Annotated in this window: 13 protein-coding genes and 1 pseudogene; 4 read left to right on the top strand and 10 right to left on the bottom strand. The window is 59.5% G+C overall.

The annotated features are described in order from the left end of the window. The first annotated feature begins 395 nt into the window (after positions 1 to 395). Entirely contained in the window at positions 396 to 3,185 is a 2,790-nt protein-coding gene (gene benC / locus H1204_RS40265; RefSeq protein ID WP_180734191.1) for a benzoate 1,2-dioxygenase electron transfer component BenC, read from the top strand. Positions 3,186 to 3,210: 25 nt separating this feature from the next. Here the strand turns inward: benC and H1204_RS40260 are convergent. After that, positions 3,211 to 4,142, bottom strand: a pseudogene (locus tag H1204_RS40260) (helix-turn-helix domain-containing protein). Positions 4,143 to 4,640: 498 nt separating this feature from the next. Here H1204_RS40260 and H1204_RS40255 point away from each other — a divergent pair. Then, the gene (locus tag H1204_RS40255) at positions 4,641 to 5,345 is read left to right on the top strand and encodes a response regulator transcription factor (RefSeq protein WP_180734190.1); all 705 of its coding nucleotides are present in this window, start codon (positions 4,641 to 4,643) and stop codon (positions 5,343 to 5,345) included. Between the two features lie 9 nt (positions 5,346 to 5,354). Here the strand turns inward: H1204_RS40255 and H1204_RS40250 are convergent, their stop codons facing one another. The 5 genes from H1204_RS40250 to H1204_RS40230 form a co-directional block, all read right to left on the bottom strand. After that, positions 5,355 to 6,119, bottom strand: a complete 765-nt coding sequence (locus H1204_RS40250; RefSeq protein ID WP_274608248.1) for a response regulator — start codon at positions 6,117 to 6,119, stop codon at positions 5,355 to 5,357. Continuing rightward, positions 6,112 to 7,407 carry an FAD-binding oxidoreductase gene (locus H1204_RS40245; protein WP_180734188.1) on the bottom strand — a complete coding sequence of 432 codons (1,296 nt, stop codon included), beginning with the start codon at positions 7,405 to 7,407 and terminating at the stop codon, positions 6,112 to 6,114. Before H1204_RS40245 ends, H1204_RS40250 begins: the two co-directional genes overlap by 8 nt. Before the next feature lie 2 nt (positions 7,408 to 7,409). Continuing rightward, positions 7,410 to 8,168, bottom strand: a complete 759-nt coding sequence (locus H1204_RS40240) for an amino acid ABC transporter ATP-binding protein (RefSeq protein ID WP_180734187.1) — start codon at positions 8,166 to 8,168, stop codon at positions 7,410 to 7,412. After that, on the bottom strand, positions 8,165 to 8,821 hold the full coding sequence (locus H1204_RS40235; RefSeq protein WP_042305625.1) for an amino acid ABC transporter permease: 657 nt from the start codon (positions 8,819 to 8,821) through the stop codon (positions 8,165 to 8,167). Before H1204_RS40235 ends, H1204_RS40240 begins: the two co-directional genes overlap by 4 nt. 81 nt (positions 8,822 to 8,902) lie before the next feature. After that, complete coding sequence (locus H1204_RS40230) at positions 8,903 to 9,673, bottom strand: ABC transporter substrate-binding protein (protein ID WP_180734186.1); 771 nt, start codon at positions 9,671 to 9,673, stop codon at positions 8,903 to 8,905. Between the two features lie 163 nt (positions 9,674 to 9,836). On the opposite strand from H1204_RS40230, the gene H1204_RS40225 reads away from it, so the two are divergent. Then, entirely contained in the window at positions 9,837 to 10,643 is an 807-nt protein-coding gene (locus tag H1204_RS40225; protein ID WP_180734185.1) for an IclR family transcriptional regulator, read from the top strand. Between the two features lie 77 nt (positions 10,644 to 10,720). Here the strand turns inward: H1204_RS40225 and H1204_RS40220 are convergent, their stop codons facing one another. The 4 genes from H1204_RS40220 to H1204_RS40205 all read right to left on the bottom strand — a co-directional run bounded on the left by H1204_RS40220 (position 10,721) and on the right by H1204_RS40205 (position 16,187). Beyond that, complete coding sequence (locus H1204_RS40220) at positions 10,721 to 12,175, bottom strand: DUF2252 domain-containing protein (protein ID WP_180734184.1); 1,455 nt, start codon at positions 12,173 to 12,175, stop codon at positions 10,721 to 10,723. A gap of 56 nt (positions 12,176 to 12,231) precedes the next feature. Continuing rightward, positions 12,232 to 13,971 (bottom strand): SulP family inorganic anion transporter, encoded by a 1,740-nt coding sequence (locus tag H1204_RS40215; RefSeq protein ID WP_180734183.1) that lies wholly within the window; start codon positions 13,969 to 13,971, stop codon positions 12,232 to 12,234. Next, positions 13,968 to 14,711: an NAD(P)-binding protein gene (locus H1204_RS40210; protein WP_243468886.1), complete on the bottom strand. Its 744-nt coding sequence runs from the start codon at positions 14,709 to 14,711 to the stop codon at positions 13,968 to 13,970. Before H1204_RS40210 ends, H1204_RS40215 begins: the two co-directional genes overlap by 4 nt. Positions 14,712 to 15,041: 330 nt before the next feature. Next, positions 15,042 to 16,187: a hypothetical protein gene (locus tag H1204_RS40205; protein ID WP_180734182.1), complete on the bottom strand. Its 1,146-nt coding sequence runs from the start codon at positions 16,185 to 16,187 to the stop codon at positions 15,042 to 15,044. 388 nt (positions 16,188 to 16,575) lie between these two features. Here H1204_RS40205 and H1204_RS40200 point away from each other — a divergent pair, with 388 nt between their 5' ends. Continuing rightward, a complete protein-coding gene (locus tag H1204_RS40200) occupies positions 16,576 to 16,755 on the top strand; it encodes a hypothetical protein (protein ID WP_180734181.1) in 180 nt (59 codons plus the stop codon). The last annotated feature ends 211 nt before the right edge of the window (positions 16,756 to 16,966 follow it).

Here is a 16,966-nt window from a genome sequence, read left to right as displayed (position 1 = left end):
GTAATCGGCATTGCATCGGGGACTGCTTCCTTGTCCGGGCCCCGTCGCGAGGCGCCGACGGCAATGCATCACGCTGTGACATAGCCCGATCCGGCCAATTGGCATGTACAGCGAACAGAGACGCGCGGCGGATTTAATGTGGTCAATGTGTATTTTCTGGGACGCGGAAAGCGGTGAACTCTAGATTACCAGGTCCATCCCGGCATCCATCACAATGCACGTTTTGTCCGGGTTAACGTCGTCTCTGTCCATTGAGGGGAACGCTCCTCAGGCTCTAAATTGGTGTCACCAAACCCACCGGGCGCTTGCGAGAAACAAGGCTACCTCGCGCGCCCGCCCCCGGGCAGACCGCGAGCGGAGCGGCATGTTCGGGCGGCTCTAGAGGAGACACCGCCATGGCCCATCAGATAACCCTCCGTTTTGAGGACGGAGTAACCCGCTTCATCGACTGCGAGGCGGACGAGCGCATCACCGATGCCGCCATTCGCGCCAGGATCAATATTCCACTCGATTGCCGTGATGGTGTGTGTGGCACCTGCAAAGCGGTCTGCGAATCCGGCGAGTACGTTCTGGGCGACTGCGTGGAAGATGCGCTTAGCCCTGAGGAAGCGAGCACGCGCAAGGTTCTCACCTGCCAGATGAGCCCACGTTCCGACTGCGTGATCCAGATTGCGACGAACGCCGATGTCTCGGGTACCGGGCCTTCCTCCTACAGTGGACGGATCGTCGCCTGCCAACGAGCGTCAGACACCACGATTGCCTTCTCAGTCGAACTCGATAACCGCGCAGATATCAGCTTCCTTCCTGGGCAGTATGTCAACATCCGGATACCCGGCACCGATCAGACACGGTCTTACTCCTTCAGCTCAGGGCCATCCGAGCCGCACCTGTCCTTCCTTGTGCGCAATGTGCGTCAAGGGATGATGTCGACCTGGCTCTGCGAAACCGCAAAAACAGGCGACCCAATCGAGTTTCGCGGCCCGATGGGAAGCTTCTACCTGCGCCCCATTGAACGGCCGTTGCTGTTTCTGGCGGGTGGCACGGGCCTCGCGCCGTTCCTGTCGATGCTGGACAAGATCGTCGAGGACGGCGGCAGCCCGTATCCGATCCACATGATCCTGGGTGTGAACAGCGATGAGGATCTGGTTGGCATCGACCGGCTCGAAATCTATGCGCGGCGTCTGCCGAACTTCACTTATGCCTGCACGGTTGCCAGCCCTGACAGCGCCCATCCCAACAAGGGCTATGTGACCCACCACATCAGCGCCTCCCAGCTCAACGGTGGCGATGCGGACGTCTACCTCTGCGGGCCGCCGCCGATGGTTGACGCGGTACGCAGCTTTCTCTCGTCCGAAGGGCTGACGCCGCGCAATTTCTACTACGAGAAGTTCGCCGGCACCGGCCTGGTGGTCCAGAGCGGCGAGGAGCGCATCGCTCCCGTCGATGTCGATGAAGCCTTCGACCTGCGGATGGTTCTCGAACTGGGGGCAGCCCAGCTGACCATGGGCCGGCTCTCGAGTGAACAGTTGATCATGTTCCGCCAGCTCGCCGAGGCGACGGCGCCGTTCGTGTCGGGGCGGCGCTTTACCGACGTTCAGCGGTACATCGAGGCAAATCACGCCTTCCACATGTTCACGATCGAGGCTTCCGGGAACGCCCAACTGATCGCGCTCTACCGGCAACTGGCCGTGCAGGACTACATCGCTCGCGCGCTGACCGACCAGATCGAGATCGTCGGCGATATCGTCCAGCAGCACCGGGACATTGTCGCTGCCTTCGAAATGGGCGACCTGAACGCGGCGCGCGACGTGATTGCGTTGCATGCGCTCCATTCCAGGGCCACGATGAGCCGGGCGCTGGAGCGTATAACGATGGGCAAGACGGCACCCATGGTCGCAGCGTCCCCCGCTCTCCCGTCTGCTGTGCCGGAGAGTGCACCGCAGGTCTGCCCATTCACGTCCAAAACCCTTCCGCCCTATTCACACGAACTGGACTGGCCCGAGGGGCTGGAGCCATTCAAGGTGGTCGACGACGGCTCGCAAGGCGACCCTTACGAGCACTACCGCTGGATGCGGGAGCATGCGCCCGTGCTGCGTTGCAAGTCGGCGACTTCGGACGTGTGGTTCCTCTCGCGTTATGACGACGTCTACCAGGCAATCCGCAACCCGAAGCTGTTTTCCTCCGAGGTCGTGAGCCCGCCACCGCTGACGTTCCTGACGCTGTTCGATGCGCCCGACCATTCGCGGTTACGCAAGGTCGTCCAGCCGTCCTTCCTGCCGCTGGCGCTCGATCCCTTTATCGAGCAGATCGCGCAAAGGGCGGAGGACCTGCTCGACGCGATGATTGCCAATGGCGGCGGCGATGTCGTCAACGATTTCGCTATCCCGCTCAGCATCTCGACCATCTCCACGATGATCGAGGTGCCGAACGAGGATGAGGAGAAGATGAAGTTCTGGTCGGACGAGACCTTTAGCTACTTCGGGCGCCTCGCCCGCAATGCGCCCGGGACGGGCACCGACGAGCAGAGCGCGCAGGCTTTCTTCGCTTACCTGAAGCAAGCGCTGGAGCGGCTCGCTCTCACTGACAGCCAGTCGATCGGCGGGCATATCGCGCGCATGTGGAAGGACGGGCTGCTTTCGGAAAAGGAAGCGAAGGAGCTGTGCGCCTTCGTCTTCATCGCCGGGCACGACACGACCACGATCCTTGTCGCCAACGCTTTTCGCATGTTCGCCGAACAGCCGGATATGCTGGGACGTATCCGCGAAAACCCCGCCGACGCCGACCGTTTCGTCGAAGAGGTGGCGCGCTATCGCGGCACCGTCCAGCGCGTAAGCCGCATCACCACCGAGGCGACCACTGTCGCGGGCGTCGATCTGCCCAAGGGCGCGATGGTGCGATTGCTGCTGTCGGCTGCGAACCGCGACAGCCGAAAATTTGCCGAGGGTGAGACGTTCGACATCGATCGCGATTCCGGCGGCCACCTGGGGTTCGGTAACGGCATGCACAAATGCCTTGGCGCGCCGCTCGCCAAGCTGGAAACGCTCATCGCGACGAAGGCTCTGGCCCGCAAGATCGGCGATATTACGCTCGATCCGGCAAGGCCGATCCAGTATGTGCGGGGCAACAATCTGACCAACTCCGGGCCGGAGCATCTGTTCGTGAAACTCGGCGGGTTATCGGCCTAAATCGGATGACGGGGGCGAGGTCGACTCAGCCCGCTCTCCCCTTTTTAGACGGCAAGGATCGATCGTGAGCCGCGGAGCGGTATTCGGTTGGCCGGAGACCCGTCTGCTTGCGGAAGAAACGACCGAAATAAGCCTCGTCCTGAAACCCCAGTTCACTGGCGATCTGCTTCACGCTGAGCGTCGAATAGCCGAGCAGCCGCTTGGCCTCATGGATCGAGCGTGCATCGATGGCCTCGATTGCCGAGACCCCGAAGGTGGCGCGGCAGATGCGGGAGAGCTGGCCGGTGGACACGCCCATCTCGTCGGCATAGCTGGCCACCGGCCGCCGCTCACGGCAATGGCGGTCAAGAAGCGCGCGGAACCGCTCGATCCGCGCGGCCATTGTCCGCTGCTCGGAACTGGCCGAAAGACGGGCGCTCTCGCTCAGGCGCCCGATCTTGACGAACAGGGCGATCGTCAGTGCTGCGCCTGCCGTGAATTGCCAGCGCTCGTGGCTCTCCGCCTCGTGGCCGATCGACTGAAACAGGATGTCCAAAGGCGTGCCGCGCTCGACGTCGGGATCGATCGACAGCACCGTCGGCGTGCGGATGAACTCCAGCAGCTCGGGCGCGGCCGTCATTGCCAGCGATTCCAGCGCAGACTGCGCAGCGGTGATGACGTGACCGTCGATGTCGCTCCGGAAGTGAAAGCCATGGACCGAGCGCGCCGGCACGACGATCAGACATGGCGGTTCGACTGACCAGGTCTTGCCGTCGATGAAGGTATCGCCGCCCCGGCGGTGACGTAGAGCACCTGGATCAGCGCATCATGGACGTGCGGCTTGATGTCGAAGTCGAAACGGCCGGCACGCTGGGGAATGCGTTCGTAATGCACCATGTCGACCAGGGATGGGTCGACTTCCGCGCCATAGAGCGCGAAATGCAGAACGGTCCGGCGGCGCTGTTGGTTATGACGCACATTATGTCCTGCTATATGTGATCTCCGTCCATTGTTTCATAAGCGCTTGAGGTGTTCAACGGCGCCGCGAACCTCAGGAAGCGAAATCGGGTGGATAGATTTTACGAAGGATAACTACATGAATAAACTGCGACAAGGCATGATGAAAATGGACGGGTCTGCATCCTTGTGTGAAAGCTGCGGCACGCCCGTCGGCCGCGCGAAAGAAATGACAGGAAGGTGCATACGTCGACACACTTCGCGCGCGGGTGGCGCACTCAGCTGTCGGTACGCCGCAGACAATTCGCCGCGAGGCTGTCGGCGCGTCACCTACACTCACGGACCGCCCATGCATTTCTCCGCCGTGATGTCTCAAACCGTCCGCAATCGGAAAGCGTTCTGTCCATCCCTTCAAGATCCGCAGCCCCGACCGATATGCTAAGCTGGTAGATAGAGTGCGCACGAACGTAGCGCGCAATCGACTGCTTTTCTCTGATGTGCAAAAGAGGAGAAGCGACCATGAAAATCATATGGGTCGATGACCACGAAATTCTTTGCGTTGCTCTTTCCGAATATGTCCAATCACACGCGTCGGAGTTGAGCGCAACCCCAATTGAAGTCACGCCAGTATTCACGCTTGCAAGCGCGCTCGAAAAAGTAAACGAGACACCTCCCCCAGATCTGGTATTCATGGACCTGAATCTGGATGGTGAGAATCGCGGCGCCAAGACACTTGAACATTTCCAGGCGGGCAATCCATCCCATGTTCCCGTGGTCATCTGCACGGGACTCGCTCCTGGCAACGATCATGAAGTTGAAATTCTGCGCATGTGCATGCGTGACTATGCGGCTCGAGGAATCCTTTTGAAGGGAGGCGCACACAAAAAAATGTTCATCGGACTGAGCAGGATTCTAGGTGGCGAACTCTGGATTCCGGAAGAGGTCTTGCTGCGCTTTGCCTGTTCGACGCAAACGCCCTCAGCTAGCCAGAATCAGCATCACCTTGGACTTTCGCCGCGAGAATGGGACCTGGCACGTTGCATTGCACGTGGCCTATCAGGGAAACAGATCGCAAGAGAACTCAACGTCTCCGAGGGACATGTGAGACAGGTCTCTTGTGTTATTTACGACAAACTTCAAGTCAGAAACCGCGTCGAAGCCGCACTGAGAGTCAATGCCGAGTTGACTCTCGGAAAAGAAGCAGCAGATAAGGGACTGTCGTGAAGATTTCCGCTACCCGCTCTCCTCGCCTTCGACCCATGCTTTTGGCTTGTGTTTTGCGAGTAGAGTCAACAAGGTCTGCTCCGAAACCGGCTTCGATAGAAGCTTCATGCCACTGTCAGCCACTTTCTTGAGCACAGCCGATGAGGTATCTCCCGACCACAGCATCGCAGGGATCGAAGCGCCCGTTGCAGTGCGGACTGCCACAATCGCAGCAACACCGTCCTCGTGTTCCAGCCGGTAGTCGGAGAGAATGAAATGCGGACCACTCGCCAAAGCCTCGATGCGCAACTGATCGATGATGTCGTGCGATGATTCTCCCGCTACGACGTAGCATCCATGCTCGATCAGACGCGTCGATATCTCGAGTCTCAAGTCGCTATCGTCCTCGATGATCGCCACCACCATATTGGTCAGGTCCAGGTCGCCGTCTTCAACCTTTTGAGCCTCCAGCAGCGCCGGCGGCACGAGTCCTGCGAACGGGACCGTAACCGAAAAACGCGATCCCCGCCCGGGTGTCGAGTCCACATCGAGATCGTGATCCAGAAGATTTGCGAGACCCTGGACAATGGACAGACCGAGGCCAAATCCTTTTTCGCGATTTCTGGTTGTCATGGAAACCTCCACCGCCTTGGTACTGAACGATGAACGAACGTTTGATAACGTAAGCGGCGGCCGACTCGAAGCGTCTCGAGTCGGCCAAGCGTGAGAGTTCGCTGAAGCAGCGGGCTGCCGTCCCCTGTTCGATCGTGCGCACTCGACAGGCGTGTTACGCAACGGCGTCCATCAAGCGATACCACGCCACACCAGCCGTGATGTAAAAGCGCTGCAGCCCATGGAACGGGATCGATCTGACGGGTGTCACTGCAAACGGGAATGATGCAGGCGACTCCCCGCACATGCGTTCGGCCAGGTGCTTGCCGACCGTTGTGGCCATCGCGATGCCGCGTCCGTTATAGCCCAGCGCGATGCTCAGCCCCGGTGCGGGTTCATGAATGTGCGGCAGGAAATCCGAGGTGATCGCGACACGCCCCGCCCATCGATATTCATAGCTTATCCCCTTCAGTTGCGGGTACATCAGTTCCACGGCACGTTCCAGATGCGCCCAGTCGCCGTTCGCGCGCGGCTCGGAGAACGGTCCTCGTCCACCCATCAAGAGACGGCCCGCCGCATCGCGACGGAAGTACAGTAGCAGGCGGCGTGAATCGGACGCCACTTCACCGCCCGGCAGAATGTCGTTGCCGATCTCCGACGCCAATGGCCGGGTTGCGACAATGAAGCTGTTCGCCGCGATCACCGATTGCCGCAAGCCAGGCCAAAGCGCACCCGTATAGCCGTTGGTGGCGATCACGACACGCTGCGCTTCGACACTCGCCCCGCCCTGCGTATCGAGGCGCCAGCCGCGCGCGTTACGCGAGAGCCGCGTCACCGATGTGCGTCCATGAATGGCCACGCCCAGCCCTTGCGCCGCGCGTGCGAGACCGCGCACATAACTGAGCGGCTGGATGCTGCCCGCGCGATGATCGACCCATCCGCCGATATAGCTCTTCGTGCCCAGCCGACGCGACACCTGTGCAGCATCGAGCAGACTGACTTCGGCACCATGCGCCGCCCATTGCCGTGCGCGACGGGTGACGGTTTCGAGCATCGCAGGCGAAGGGGCGGGTTGAATCCACCCGCGGCGCACCGCTTCGCATTCGATGCCGTACTTGCCGATCAGATCGAAGACGTTATCGGCTGCCGCGCCGACTGTTTCGACGAGCCGGTTGCCCGCCGTTTCACCGAAGCGCTGCACGAGTTCGTCGGGATCGTACTTCAGCCCCGGAATCACCTGGCCGCCGTTGCGGCCCGATGCGCCCCAACCCGGCTCGGCCGCATCGAGCACGCACACCTTCACACCGCGTTCGGCCAGATGCAGGGCTGTCGACAAACCGGTAAAGCCCGCACCGACGATCGCCACGTCGACGGATGCAGACTCGCGCAGCGGCGGCGTGTCGGGCGTAGGCTGCGCCGTCGCGGCCCACAGTGAATCGGGCAACGCGGCCCCCTCTTTCACTTCGATCATATTCAGTTCTGGTTGGCGGTAACGTGAGCGTCGCTGGACGAAAGCAGACGTCGCAAGAATTCCTGCGTGCGCGGATGCTTCGGGTCGGTCAGCACGTCGCGCGCCGGACCCGTTTCGCAGATCGTGCCGCCGTGCAGGAAGCACACGCGATCGGCCACTTCACGCGCAAATGCCATTTCGTGTGTGACGACCACCATCGTCATGCCGTCCCGTGCGAGCGAGCGCATCACATTCAGCACTTCGCCGACAAGCTCCGGGTCGAGCGCCGATGTCGGTTCGTCGAACAGCAAGGCTTCGGGCTCCATCGCGAGCGCACGCGCAATTGCGACACGTTGCTGCTGTCCGCCCGACAGCTCTGCCGGATAGGCATTCATCCGGTGCGACAGGCCCACCTTGTCGAGCAGCTGGCGAGCCTGCTCGCGAGCCTGCGCAACAGGCGTGCGGCGCACGTACACGGGCCCTTCCATCACGTTTTCGAGGGCCGTGCGATGCGCGAACAGATTGAAGCGCTGGAACACCATGCCCACGCGCATGCGCAATTCGTGGATGTTCTTTGCGTGCGCATCGACACGCACGCCATCGATGGTGATCGAGCCTGCATCATAGGTTTCGAAGCCGTTGATACAGCGCAGCACCGTCGATTTACCCGAACCGGACGGCCCGATCAGGCACACCACTTCGCCTGCTTTCACGCTCAGGCTCACGCCTTTGAGCACTTCCTGATTGTGAAAGCGCTTGTGTATTCCGTTGATCTCGATCATCGACTTTTCCTCACGGCGAGTCGCTTGCCAAGCTGGTTGACGCTGAACATCAGCGGCAGGCTCAACACCAGATAGAGCAGCGCGACGAGCGTGTACACGGTCATGTTCTGGAACGTCGACGACGCAATCAGCTGCCCCGCGCGCGTGATCTCGGCAACGGTAATCGTCGAAGCTACCGACGAATCCTTCAGCAACATCACGAGCGTGTTGCCGTAGGGCGGCAGCGCGATCCTGAACGCCTGCGGCAGCACCACGCGCCGCATGATGAGCGGACCCCGCATGCCGATCGCGTGCGCAGCTTCAATCTGTCCATGATCGATCGCCTCGATGCCCGCGCGGAAGTTCTCCGCCTGATACGCCGAATACGCGATGCCCAGACCGATCACGCCCGCCTGAAATGCCGACAGTTGCACGCCCATGTCGGGCAGCACGAAATAGATATAGAAAAGCTGCACGATGATGGGCAGCCCGCGGATCAGATTGATCACGGTACTGCCGAACGTCGATGCCGCGCGATTACGCGACACCTTCAGCAGCGCGAGCGCGAGACCGAGAATCGAGCTGAGCACGAATGCGCAGGCCGTGATCTCGATAGTGATGACTGCGCCCTTCAGCAGGATCGGCAGAAAGTCGATTGCGTTCTGCAAAAACATCGCGCCTCCTGACACGCTTGGCAGATCGTCCGCGTGCGTTCACACGCGGACAGGTTCGAATGCAGCGATACGCGGTGTCGTTCAGATCATGTGCCACTTCTGCAGAATCTGCTGCAGCGTGCCGTCGGCCTTCATCTTTTTGATCGCGGTATTGAGCTGCTCGAGCGTTGCGGTGTCGCCCTTGCGCACGATGAAGCACACTTGCCCCTTCACTGCCGACTGGTATTCGGGCACGAGCCGCACCTGCGTGTTGGCGCCCTGCTGCAACTGATACGCGACGATAGGCTGATCCGCGAAGCCCGCCTTGATACGACCGAGCGCGACGTCGCGCATGATGTCCGCGACGGAATCGTAGGTGCGCACTTCCTTGAAAATGCCCTTCTTGTTCAGCGCATCGACGAACGCGGTGCCGACTTGCGCACCCACTACCTCGCCCTTGAGGTCGTCCATCGACGTGTAGTGGCCTTTGTCGTCCGCTTTGACGACCAGGCCTTCGCCATATGAATAGACGGTGTCGGAGAAATCGACGATCTGCTGGCGCGCCGGCGTCTTGAGCATCGCCGCGGAAATGATGTCGATCTTCTGCGTGGTCAGTGACGGAATCAGCGCCGAGAACACGTTTTGCTGCACTTCGACCTTGAAGCCGGCCGCGCGCCCTGCGGCGGTGACGGCATCGACCATCATCCCCTGGATCGAATTCGTCTTGATGTCGAGGAACGTGAACGGCACACCCGTGGCCGTTGCGCCTACCTTGTAGACAGGCTCGGCGGCGCGCGCGGCACCCGACGAAATCGCGAAACAGGCAGCGAGACCAGCAGCAAACAGGGTGAAGCGTTTGGCAAACGTAACCATGCATATCTCCAGACGGGAGCCGGCGCGTCAGTGCGACCGCTGGCGGATTTGGTTTTGTGACCGCGAAATCATGATAATCGAATCAAAAAAATCGCAAAGAGATTTTTGTGTATCGATATGCGATACGCTATGATGCGATATCGAGTTCACCATTGAGACGACGATGGATCTTTCGCCTTCCGACAGCGCCGCCGGAAACGGCCCCGACCTGCTCTTCAATCAATCGCTGGAAAAGGGTTTGAACGTGCTGCGCGCGTTTAGCGCGAAACGTCGCACGATGACGCTGGCTGAAGTCGCGGATGCCGCGTCGATGTCGAAAAGTTCGGCGCAGCGGATGGTCTACACGCTCGAAAAACTCGGCTATATCCGCAAACACCCGTTGACGCGCCGCTATCAGCTCACGCCGCGCGTGATGCAGATCGGCTTCAACTATCTCGCCGCCGACACGTTGATCGACGTCGCCAATCCATTCCTGTCGGAACTCACCAACATCACGGGCGAAACGACGAACCTGACCGAGCCCGACGACGACGAGATGGTCTACGTGTCACGCTTCGTGTCGACGAAGTTTGTGCCGATCCACATGCCCATCGGCAGTCGCATCCCCATGTATTGCACGGGCAGTGGGCGCGCGTATCTGAGCGCATTGCCCGTGGAAGAAGCGCTCGTGCGTCTGGAACAGATGAACCGGATCTCATTCACGGCGAACACGGTGACGGACCTCGCTGCGCTCGGCGAGCGGCTCACCGAAGCGCGCCAGCATGGTTATGCGACGAACCGCGAGGAACTGTTCATCGGCGATATGTCGATCGCGGCGCCCGTGGTCGGCAGCCAGGGGCGTCCCGTTGCAGCCGTGCATGTGGTTGCGCCCACAAGCAGATGGACTTTCGAAGACGCGCGTCAGAAGCTCGCCCCTGCCGTTATCGACTGCGCGAGAGGTATCAGCAACTCGATACGGACGCTGGAATAGCGATCGATCTACCGGTCAGATGCAAACGCTCGAGATCCAGCCAGGTGATAACCATGAGCGCAACGCCGCGACTAACCTCATTCACGAATGACCTGAATACGTCCCGCTTTGACTGCTGCTTTCAGAGTCGTCCAGTCAGCCTCATTCTGTTCTGCGTAAGCTAGTGCGAATCGCATGATGGCTTCGTCGAATGTATCCGACTTACCGAGATATCCACTGAGCAACGCGGGGTCGCCCGCTTTCGCCATGGAATGAGCCAACGCATGAGCGCAGGAAACCGCATACTCACCGAGGTCTCCGACGTCGAAGGTGGAAAAGTCGAATGCGCCCTTCATGTCGCGCAACTGCCGGACATAAAAGTCGTTGCCCGTGTGGCGCATCTTCGACCACCCGAGAAAAATATCGCTGGCCGACTGCAGCAGACGCTGCCCGTTCACTACACGCTGGCCGTGATTGGGATAGCGGCTGGGCGGCACGTAACCCTCCAGCACAGAAGCCCGCGCCTCCTTGAGTTGAAGGAACAGCGGGCATTGTCCGTCGGCCATGAAAAGCGCCTCGTAGCAACGCGTTCCCACCGACCCGATGCCTACGACGCGAATAGCGACATCCACCAGTTCATAGCGATCGAACAGTGCGCGCCTGTCATCGGGAAGCGTTAGCCGGTAGTCGGCGAAGAAACGCCGTACCATCGCATCGTACTGTTTATGATCGTGCGGGCTCTCCAGTGGGATGTGGTACACGAGCGGAGGCACGTCCTTGATGCGCAGCTTGCCGTTGACAAGCTCGGTTGCATGCGTCATCACGGAACGCGACGACTGTTGCCTCGCCTTGTCGATGACGGCCAGTTCTTTCCTGCGTTCCACCATCGAATCGGCAATGGCCAGCATGCTCGCCGCCTTGAACTGGTAGTACCAGACGTCGAGCGTGTCCATGCGGCTGAACTCGGCGAGCCGTTGCCGGAAGGTTTCGCACAGCCGACGCACCACGCCGCGCTGGTCACGCAGGGCGAATCCGCGTTCACGCGCAGCGATCACGAATGATGCGGCAAGCCTGCGCACATCCCAGTCGAATGGGCCCGGCAGCGTCTCGTCGAAGTCGTTGGGACCGAAGAGAATTCGCCGCTCCGGGCTCGCGAACAATCCGAAATTCGCCAGATGTGCATCACCCCCCAATTGCACGATGATGTCCGAATGCGGCAGCTTCGACAGATCGTGCGCCATCAGCGGCGCCGCCCCCCTGTAGAACGAGAACGGACCCGCGATCATCCGCCCGTAGCGGATGGGTATCAGTTCCGGCACCCGGCCCACATTCGAAGCATCGAGCAGCGCGATGGGATCGCGATCTGCAATCTTGCAATCTGCCAGCTTTTCGCGCGGCACTTTACTGCGCGCCGCCTTGCCCTGCGCGACGCGAGCAGCTAGCGAACCACGCCCTCCAAACAGCGCGGACGGATCTTCCTGCAGCGCCAGTGTCCCAGGATCAGCGCGATCCGTGTCGGGTTTGGTGCGCTTTTCGGCGGCGGAATCAGACACACATCACCCCTCTTTCGTCTTCAGGTCGAATCGAACATGCGTCAGTTGGCTTTGCTTCATTTCCGTTTTGCACCCGGTGAAGGTGCAGGTGCTGGTGCAGGTGGCGAGAAATCGCGGAGTGCCTCGACGGCGGCGTCCACTGTCGCGAATATCTCGCGATGCGCGCCATTCGCTCGCAGCGCCTTGTACCGGTCGAGTTCATGCCGCACACCCGTCGGAAGCGCGACCGTGGCGATGCCCACTCCACGCTTGTCCAGTTCTTCACCCAACTGCACCAATTTCTTGCCCGCTGTGTAGTCGATATTGTTGATCTCCGTTGCGTCGATCACCACCCAGCGCAACGGCTCACTCGCGTCGTTGACGAGCTTCAGCACTTCTTCCGTGAAGCGGCCGGTGTTCGCGTAGAACAGATCCGCTTCGAAGCGGTACACGACGATGCCAGGCGCCGCGAGCAGATTCGGCTCGACATGATGCGCGACCCAGTGGCTGGCAGGACCGCGCGTCAATACACGTGTGCGCAAGCGATAGCTATGCCTCGCATGCGCGATCAGCGAAAGCACGACTGCAGCGAGAATGCCGTGCATCACATCGACAAACACGACCACGCCCGCCGTCAGCAACGCGACGACGAATTCATCCTTCTGCATGCGAAACAATTCGGTCATGCCCTTCACGTCGACCAGCTTCACGCCGATCATGAAGACGATGGCCGACAATACGGCGGCAGGCAGAAAACTCAGCGGCCTCGTGAGAAATAGCAGCACCAGCAGCACGATGACGGCCGTTGTCAGATGGGCGACTTGAGTGCGGCCGCCTGCATCGTCGACCATCTCGGTCTTGGTCGGACTGCCGTTCACGACGAAAGTGCCCGTGAACGCCGCTGCTGCGTTCGCTGCAGCGAGCCCGATGATGTCTGCATTGTCGTCACCCTTTTCGTTGTAGCGGTTGGCGTACGCGCGTGCTGTCGCCGCGCTCTGAGCGATGATGACGATGAAGCACGAGCCGGCTGTCACCAGTACCTGGTTGATCTCGCCCATATGCAACGGTGGCAGGAACAGCGACGGGAGCCCGCCAGGCACCTCACCCGTTACAGCGATACCACGGCCGGCGAAATTGAACACGCCGCTTGCCACGATGGAACCGATCACGGCGATCAGCGCACCGGGTGCGTGCGGCGCGATACGCTTGCAACCGATGATCACGACAAGGACGGCAATCGAAAGCACTGTAGTCTGATAGTTCGCCTCAGCGACGCGCTCAAACACGGACACGATCTGCATCAACGGGCCGTGTCCCTGCTTCGCGAGTCCGATCAGCCCAGCCAGTTCGCCTGCCGCGACCTGGACGCCCACGCCCGTCAGGAAACCGATCAACGCGCTGCGCGAAAGAAAGTCGGCCAGAAAACCCAGACGAAAGACGCGCGCGATCACCAGCATCACGGCAACCGTCACGGCGACAGTACTCGTCAGGTAGACATACTCCTTGCTGCCCAACGCGGCGACGGCCGTCAGCGTACCCGCGAGAATAGCGGCTGTCGCGGAGTCCGCAGCGACGACCAGTTGACGCGACGCACCAAAGACCACGAACGCCACAAGCGGCAGCAAAATCGTATAAAGGCCCGTGACCGTGGGCGTGCCGGCAATCTTCGTGTATCCCATCACCTCGGGAATGCCGAGTGCCGCCAGCGTAATCCCGGCGACGATGTCGTGCGGCAGTTGCGCGGGATTGACGGGCAGAAGCCCCTGCAGGAAAGGCATGTGATGCAGATGAGACGGCGGCGGTGCTACGGGTTTCATGTCGCCTCCACTGCTGTTGTAAGCCTACTGATCAGCGCATTGGCGATGATGTCATCGGCTATGACTACGTTGGATGCACCCGCGCTTTCGAACAACCTCTGTCTCAAAGGGTTTTCGCTGGGTACTGCAATCGCGAGCGAAGCGTTCAGCGCATGGGCCAGCAAGGTGATGGCGAGATTGTTGTTGCTGTCGGGTGTCGTCACGACCATGGCCTTGGCGCTGTCCAGGCGTGCACGCTTGAGCACGTCGTCGAACGCATTCGGCGAGCCGAGCACGACCATGTGGCCGCTATCGGCAGCCCGGTCGGCCTGATCCTGATCGCCCACGAGGACGAGTACGGTCTCTCCCGCTTCATGCAGGCGTTTTGCGACCAACTCTCCTAGCGAATGGAATCCAACGACCACGACATGATTGGCGAGTCGTTCGAGTTTGTGTTCCATCACCCTGTTCTCCCGATAAACCATCACGTCGTCCCCTGACAACATCCCCGTGAGCCTCGAAACCGCGAATCCGCCGATCAGCAGTGTCGCGATCATGGCCAGCAGCATGAAGGTCTTTTGAGGCTGATTGAACTCGCTGAAGGCTCCGAGTGTCGTGACGAGGTTGACCCCATCCCATAGGGCCGTAAACATTTTGTTGGGGAAAGAGGTACTGGACTGATCCAGGCGACCAACCCAGTGACGGTGCCGCAGAGCAGCAGCACGAGAAGGCTGATCGTGTAGCGCGCGCGGCGGCGCCATTCTCGAATACGGATGACCCCGAGACGCGGTTCATCGACGCGGAAGATCCACATGGTCACCTCGGGAGTCTGATCGAGACAACAGCGAACCTAATGCCAGAGAGACACGCTCCGCTTTTTTGCTCCGGTAGTCAATAGCCATGAGCCGAAGAGAGACGACGCTTGAACATACCGGCACAATCGGCGATCCGGGCGCAGAAGAAGCGGGGCAATCATCGATATGGTTTTTTTGTTAGTGAAGTGAAAAAAGCCAGCCGACAATGTCTTGTCCGCTGGCTGAGCACTGCGACGACCGAAGTCTCGTGCAAAGGTCACCAATACGATGAGCCGACTACTTCGTGGCGAAAACCGAAACTCCACCATTCGGGAACGCTCCGGCGCCTGCCTGGAACGGCACATAGACCTGACCGAGGTCGCTATCGACGGCAACCGAGTGCGCGCCGCTTCCCACCGCGACGGTGTAGAGCAGCTTGCGCGTCGCCCCGTCGATCACACCCATTTGCGGCGTGAAACCCGATGCCGCCGCCGTGCCGCTCGTCACCCAATGGCGCGCTGGCAAGAAGTAGCGGTTCGACGTCGGATCGTAGGTGACCTGGTCCGTTCCGCCGAACGGTACCGATGCGAGCTGGGAACCCGTGTTGCGATCGAGAATCAACGTGATCAGCGGACTCCCCGCAGACGGATCGCAACCAATCAGCACATCGCCGTTAGGACCGAGCGCAATGCCAGTGGGTCCACATTTGCCGAGCGGAAAGGACTTGCTGACAGTGGGCGTACCTGACGTGACGGAAGCGGCGGTGATGACGTCGAGTTCGCCGTCCGGGTTGGCCGCCGTTCCATCGTTATTGATCAGGAAATTCTTTGAGGATGAGTCGTACGTGCAAGCTTCCAGTCCCGATGAGCCAGTGAAGACCAGTTTCGATACGACGGCTTGCGTCGTGGTCGAAATGAAAGTCACGTACGGCGGTGTATCGCCAGGGCTCGCGAACATGATGAGATGATCGTCGGGATCGTAGCAGCCTTCATCGACGCGCGAGCCTGATGTACTGATTGGAATCGTCTTGACCGTTTTCATCGCGGACGTATCGACGATCTTCACGGAATCTACGTCGCCCACATACAGCGTATTCATTCCTGTCACACCCACGATGCCGTCAGGCCCGGACGCATCCGTACTCGCGCCTGCACCGGTAAAACTTCCTTGAATCTGCGCGATCAGCGTATTCGATTTCGTATCGAAGACATCGACGGCTTTGTTATTTCGATCCGCCAGATAGTACTTGCCCGCTTCCGTGTAGCCGATATCGAAGCTAAACGCGGGTGTCTTGGCATTGGGTACGGCAATGTTCGTCAGCAGCCTGGACGGCGTGGGGGCGAGTGTCGATGACGCCGGAGTCGGAGTCGAGTTGTCTGAGCCGCCGCATCCGGCGATTACGGCTGTCGCAACGAGCAGGAAGGCCAATAAAGGTTTTTTCATCAGTCGGCTCCTTTGAGCGGCAAAAACAGGTGGGGAAAAACTTGAGTGCTGCACGGGATCTACTGGAGCGCCTCGATGATTCATCACACACGTGGGCTCACGTCATCCATTTAGTCGAAGCGGCTTGATGCAGTGCTTCGTTCCAGTGGTAAGGATGAGGAATGGGCGGAAATAATGCACAGAAAATAAATTGATAGTTTCTATTCAGAGATTTGAATGAACGTATGGAATACGAAATATTCATATCGACCCGGATTGATGTTTTCGTAAGATTGAGCGCGCGTCGAAAATCAGAAATAACAATGAGAAGCGATACAAATCGACCAGAAATACCAATCGCGCTGCAATGCCGCATTCGCTTATATCGCTGACGTGGGTATAGAACGTCGTGCTTGATCGTGAAGACGTGGAGGAACAAATGCGGCAAGGCACAAGGATCTGCGGTGCGTCGATCTTCGGATCGGGCACGGGAATTAGAATTGTCAGCGCTGTAAGCCTTGGTTATGAAATGGAAAGCGAGAATAGCGGTGAAAAAAGAGAAATGTTCGGAGAAAAATACATGATGTAAGGGAAAACGCCTGGCATCGCGTTCATTCGCTGAAACGATCAGACGTCAAAACGGAACATTTCGAATTTAATGAAATTAATGAATGATTCAATTCCAGATTGAAAAATAAGATCAAACATTAAAATGTTCGAAAAAGTATATCTTCTTAAGCTTAATCTAAGGTTTTAGGGAATACACTCGGGTAATGGCCTTTGCATAGCTTGCCAAGTAA

It is taken from the genome of Paraburkholderia sp. PGU19, assembly GCF_013426915.1.
GTDB lineage: Bacteria > Pseudomonadota > Gammaproteobacteria > Burkholderiales > Burkholderiaceae > Paraburkholderia.
Note: the sequence above shows the minus strand (reverse complement) of the source record. Positions and strands in the feature narration are given on the sequence as shown.

Coding starts and splice junctions, on each gene's coding strand:
- H1204_RS40210 (WP_243468886.1), bottom strand. CDS start 14,711: ATGGCGCCGCCGCGCGCGCTACACGATCAGCCTTCTCGTGCTGCTGCT.
- H1204_RS40245 (WP_180734188.1), bottom strand. CDS start 7,407: ATGATCGAAGTGAAAGAGGGGGCCGCGTTGCCCGATTCACTGTGGGCC.
- H1204_RS40205 (WP_180734182.1), bottom strand. CDS start 16,187: ATGAAAAAACCTTTATTGGCCTTCCTGCTCGTTGCGACAGCCGTAATC.
- benC (WP_180734191.1), top strand. CDS start 396: ATGGCCCATCAGATAACCCTCCGTTTTGAGGACGGAGTAACCCGCTTC.
- H1204_RS40225 (WP_180734185.1), top strand. CDS start 9,837: ATGGATCTTTCGCCTTCCGACAGCGCCGCCGGAAACGGCCCCGACCTG.
- H1204_RS40255 (WP_180734190.1), top strand. CDS start 4,641: ATGAAAATCATATGGGTCGATGACCACGAAATTCTTTGCGTTGCTCTT.
- H1204_RS40215 (WP_180734183.1), bottom strand. CDS start 13,971: ATGAAACCCGTAGCACCGCCGCCGTCTCATCTGCATCACATGCCTTTC.
- H1204_RS40235 (WP_042305625.1), bottom strand. CDS start 8,821: ATGTTTTTGCAGAACGCAATCGACTTTCTGCCGATCCTGCTGAAGGGC.
- H1204_RS40240 (WP_180734187.1), bottom strand. CDS start 8,168: ATGATCGAGATCAACGGAATACACAAGCGCTTTCACAATCAGGAAGTG.
- H1204_RS40230 (WP_180734186.1), bottom strand. CDS start 9,673: ATGGTTACGTTTGCCAAACGCTTCACCCTGTTTGCTGCTGGTCTCGCT.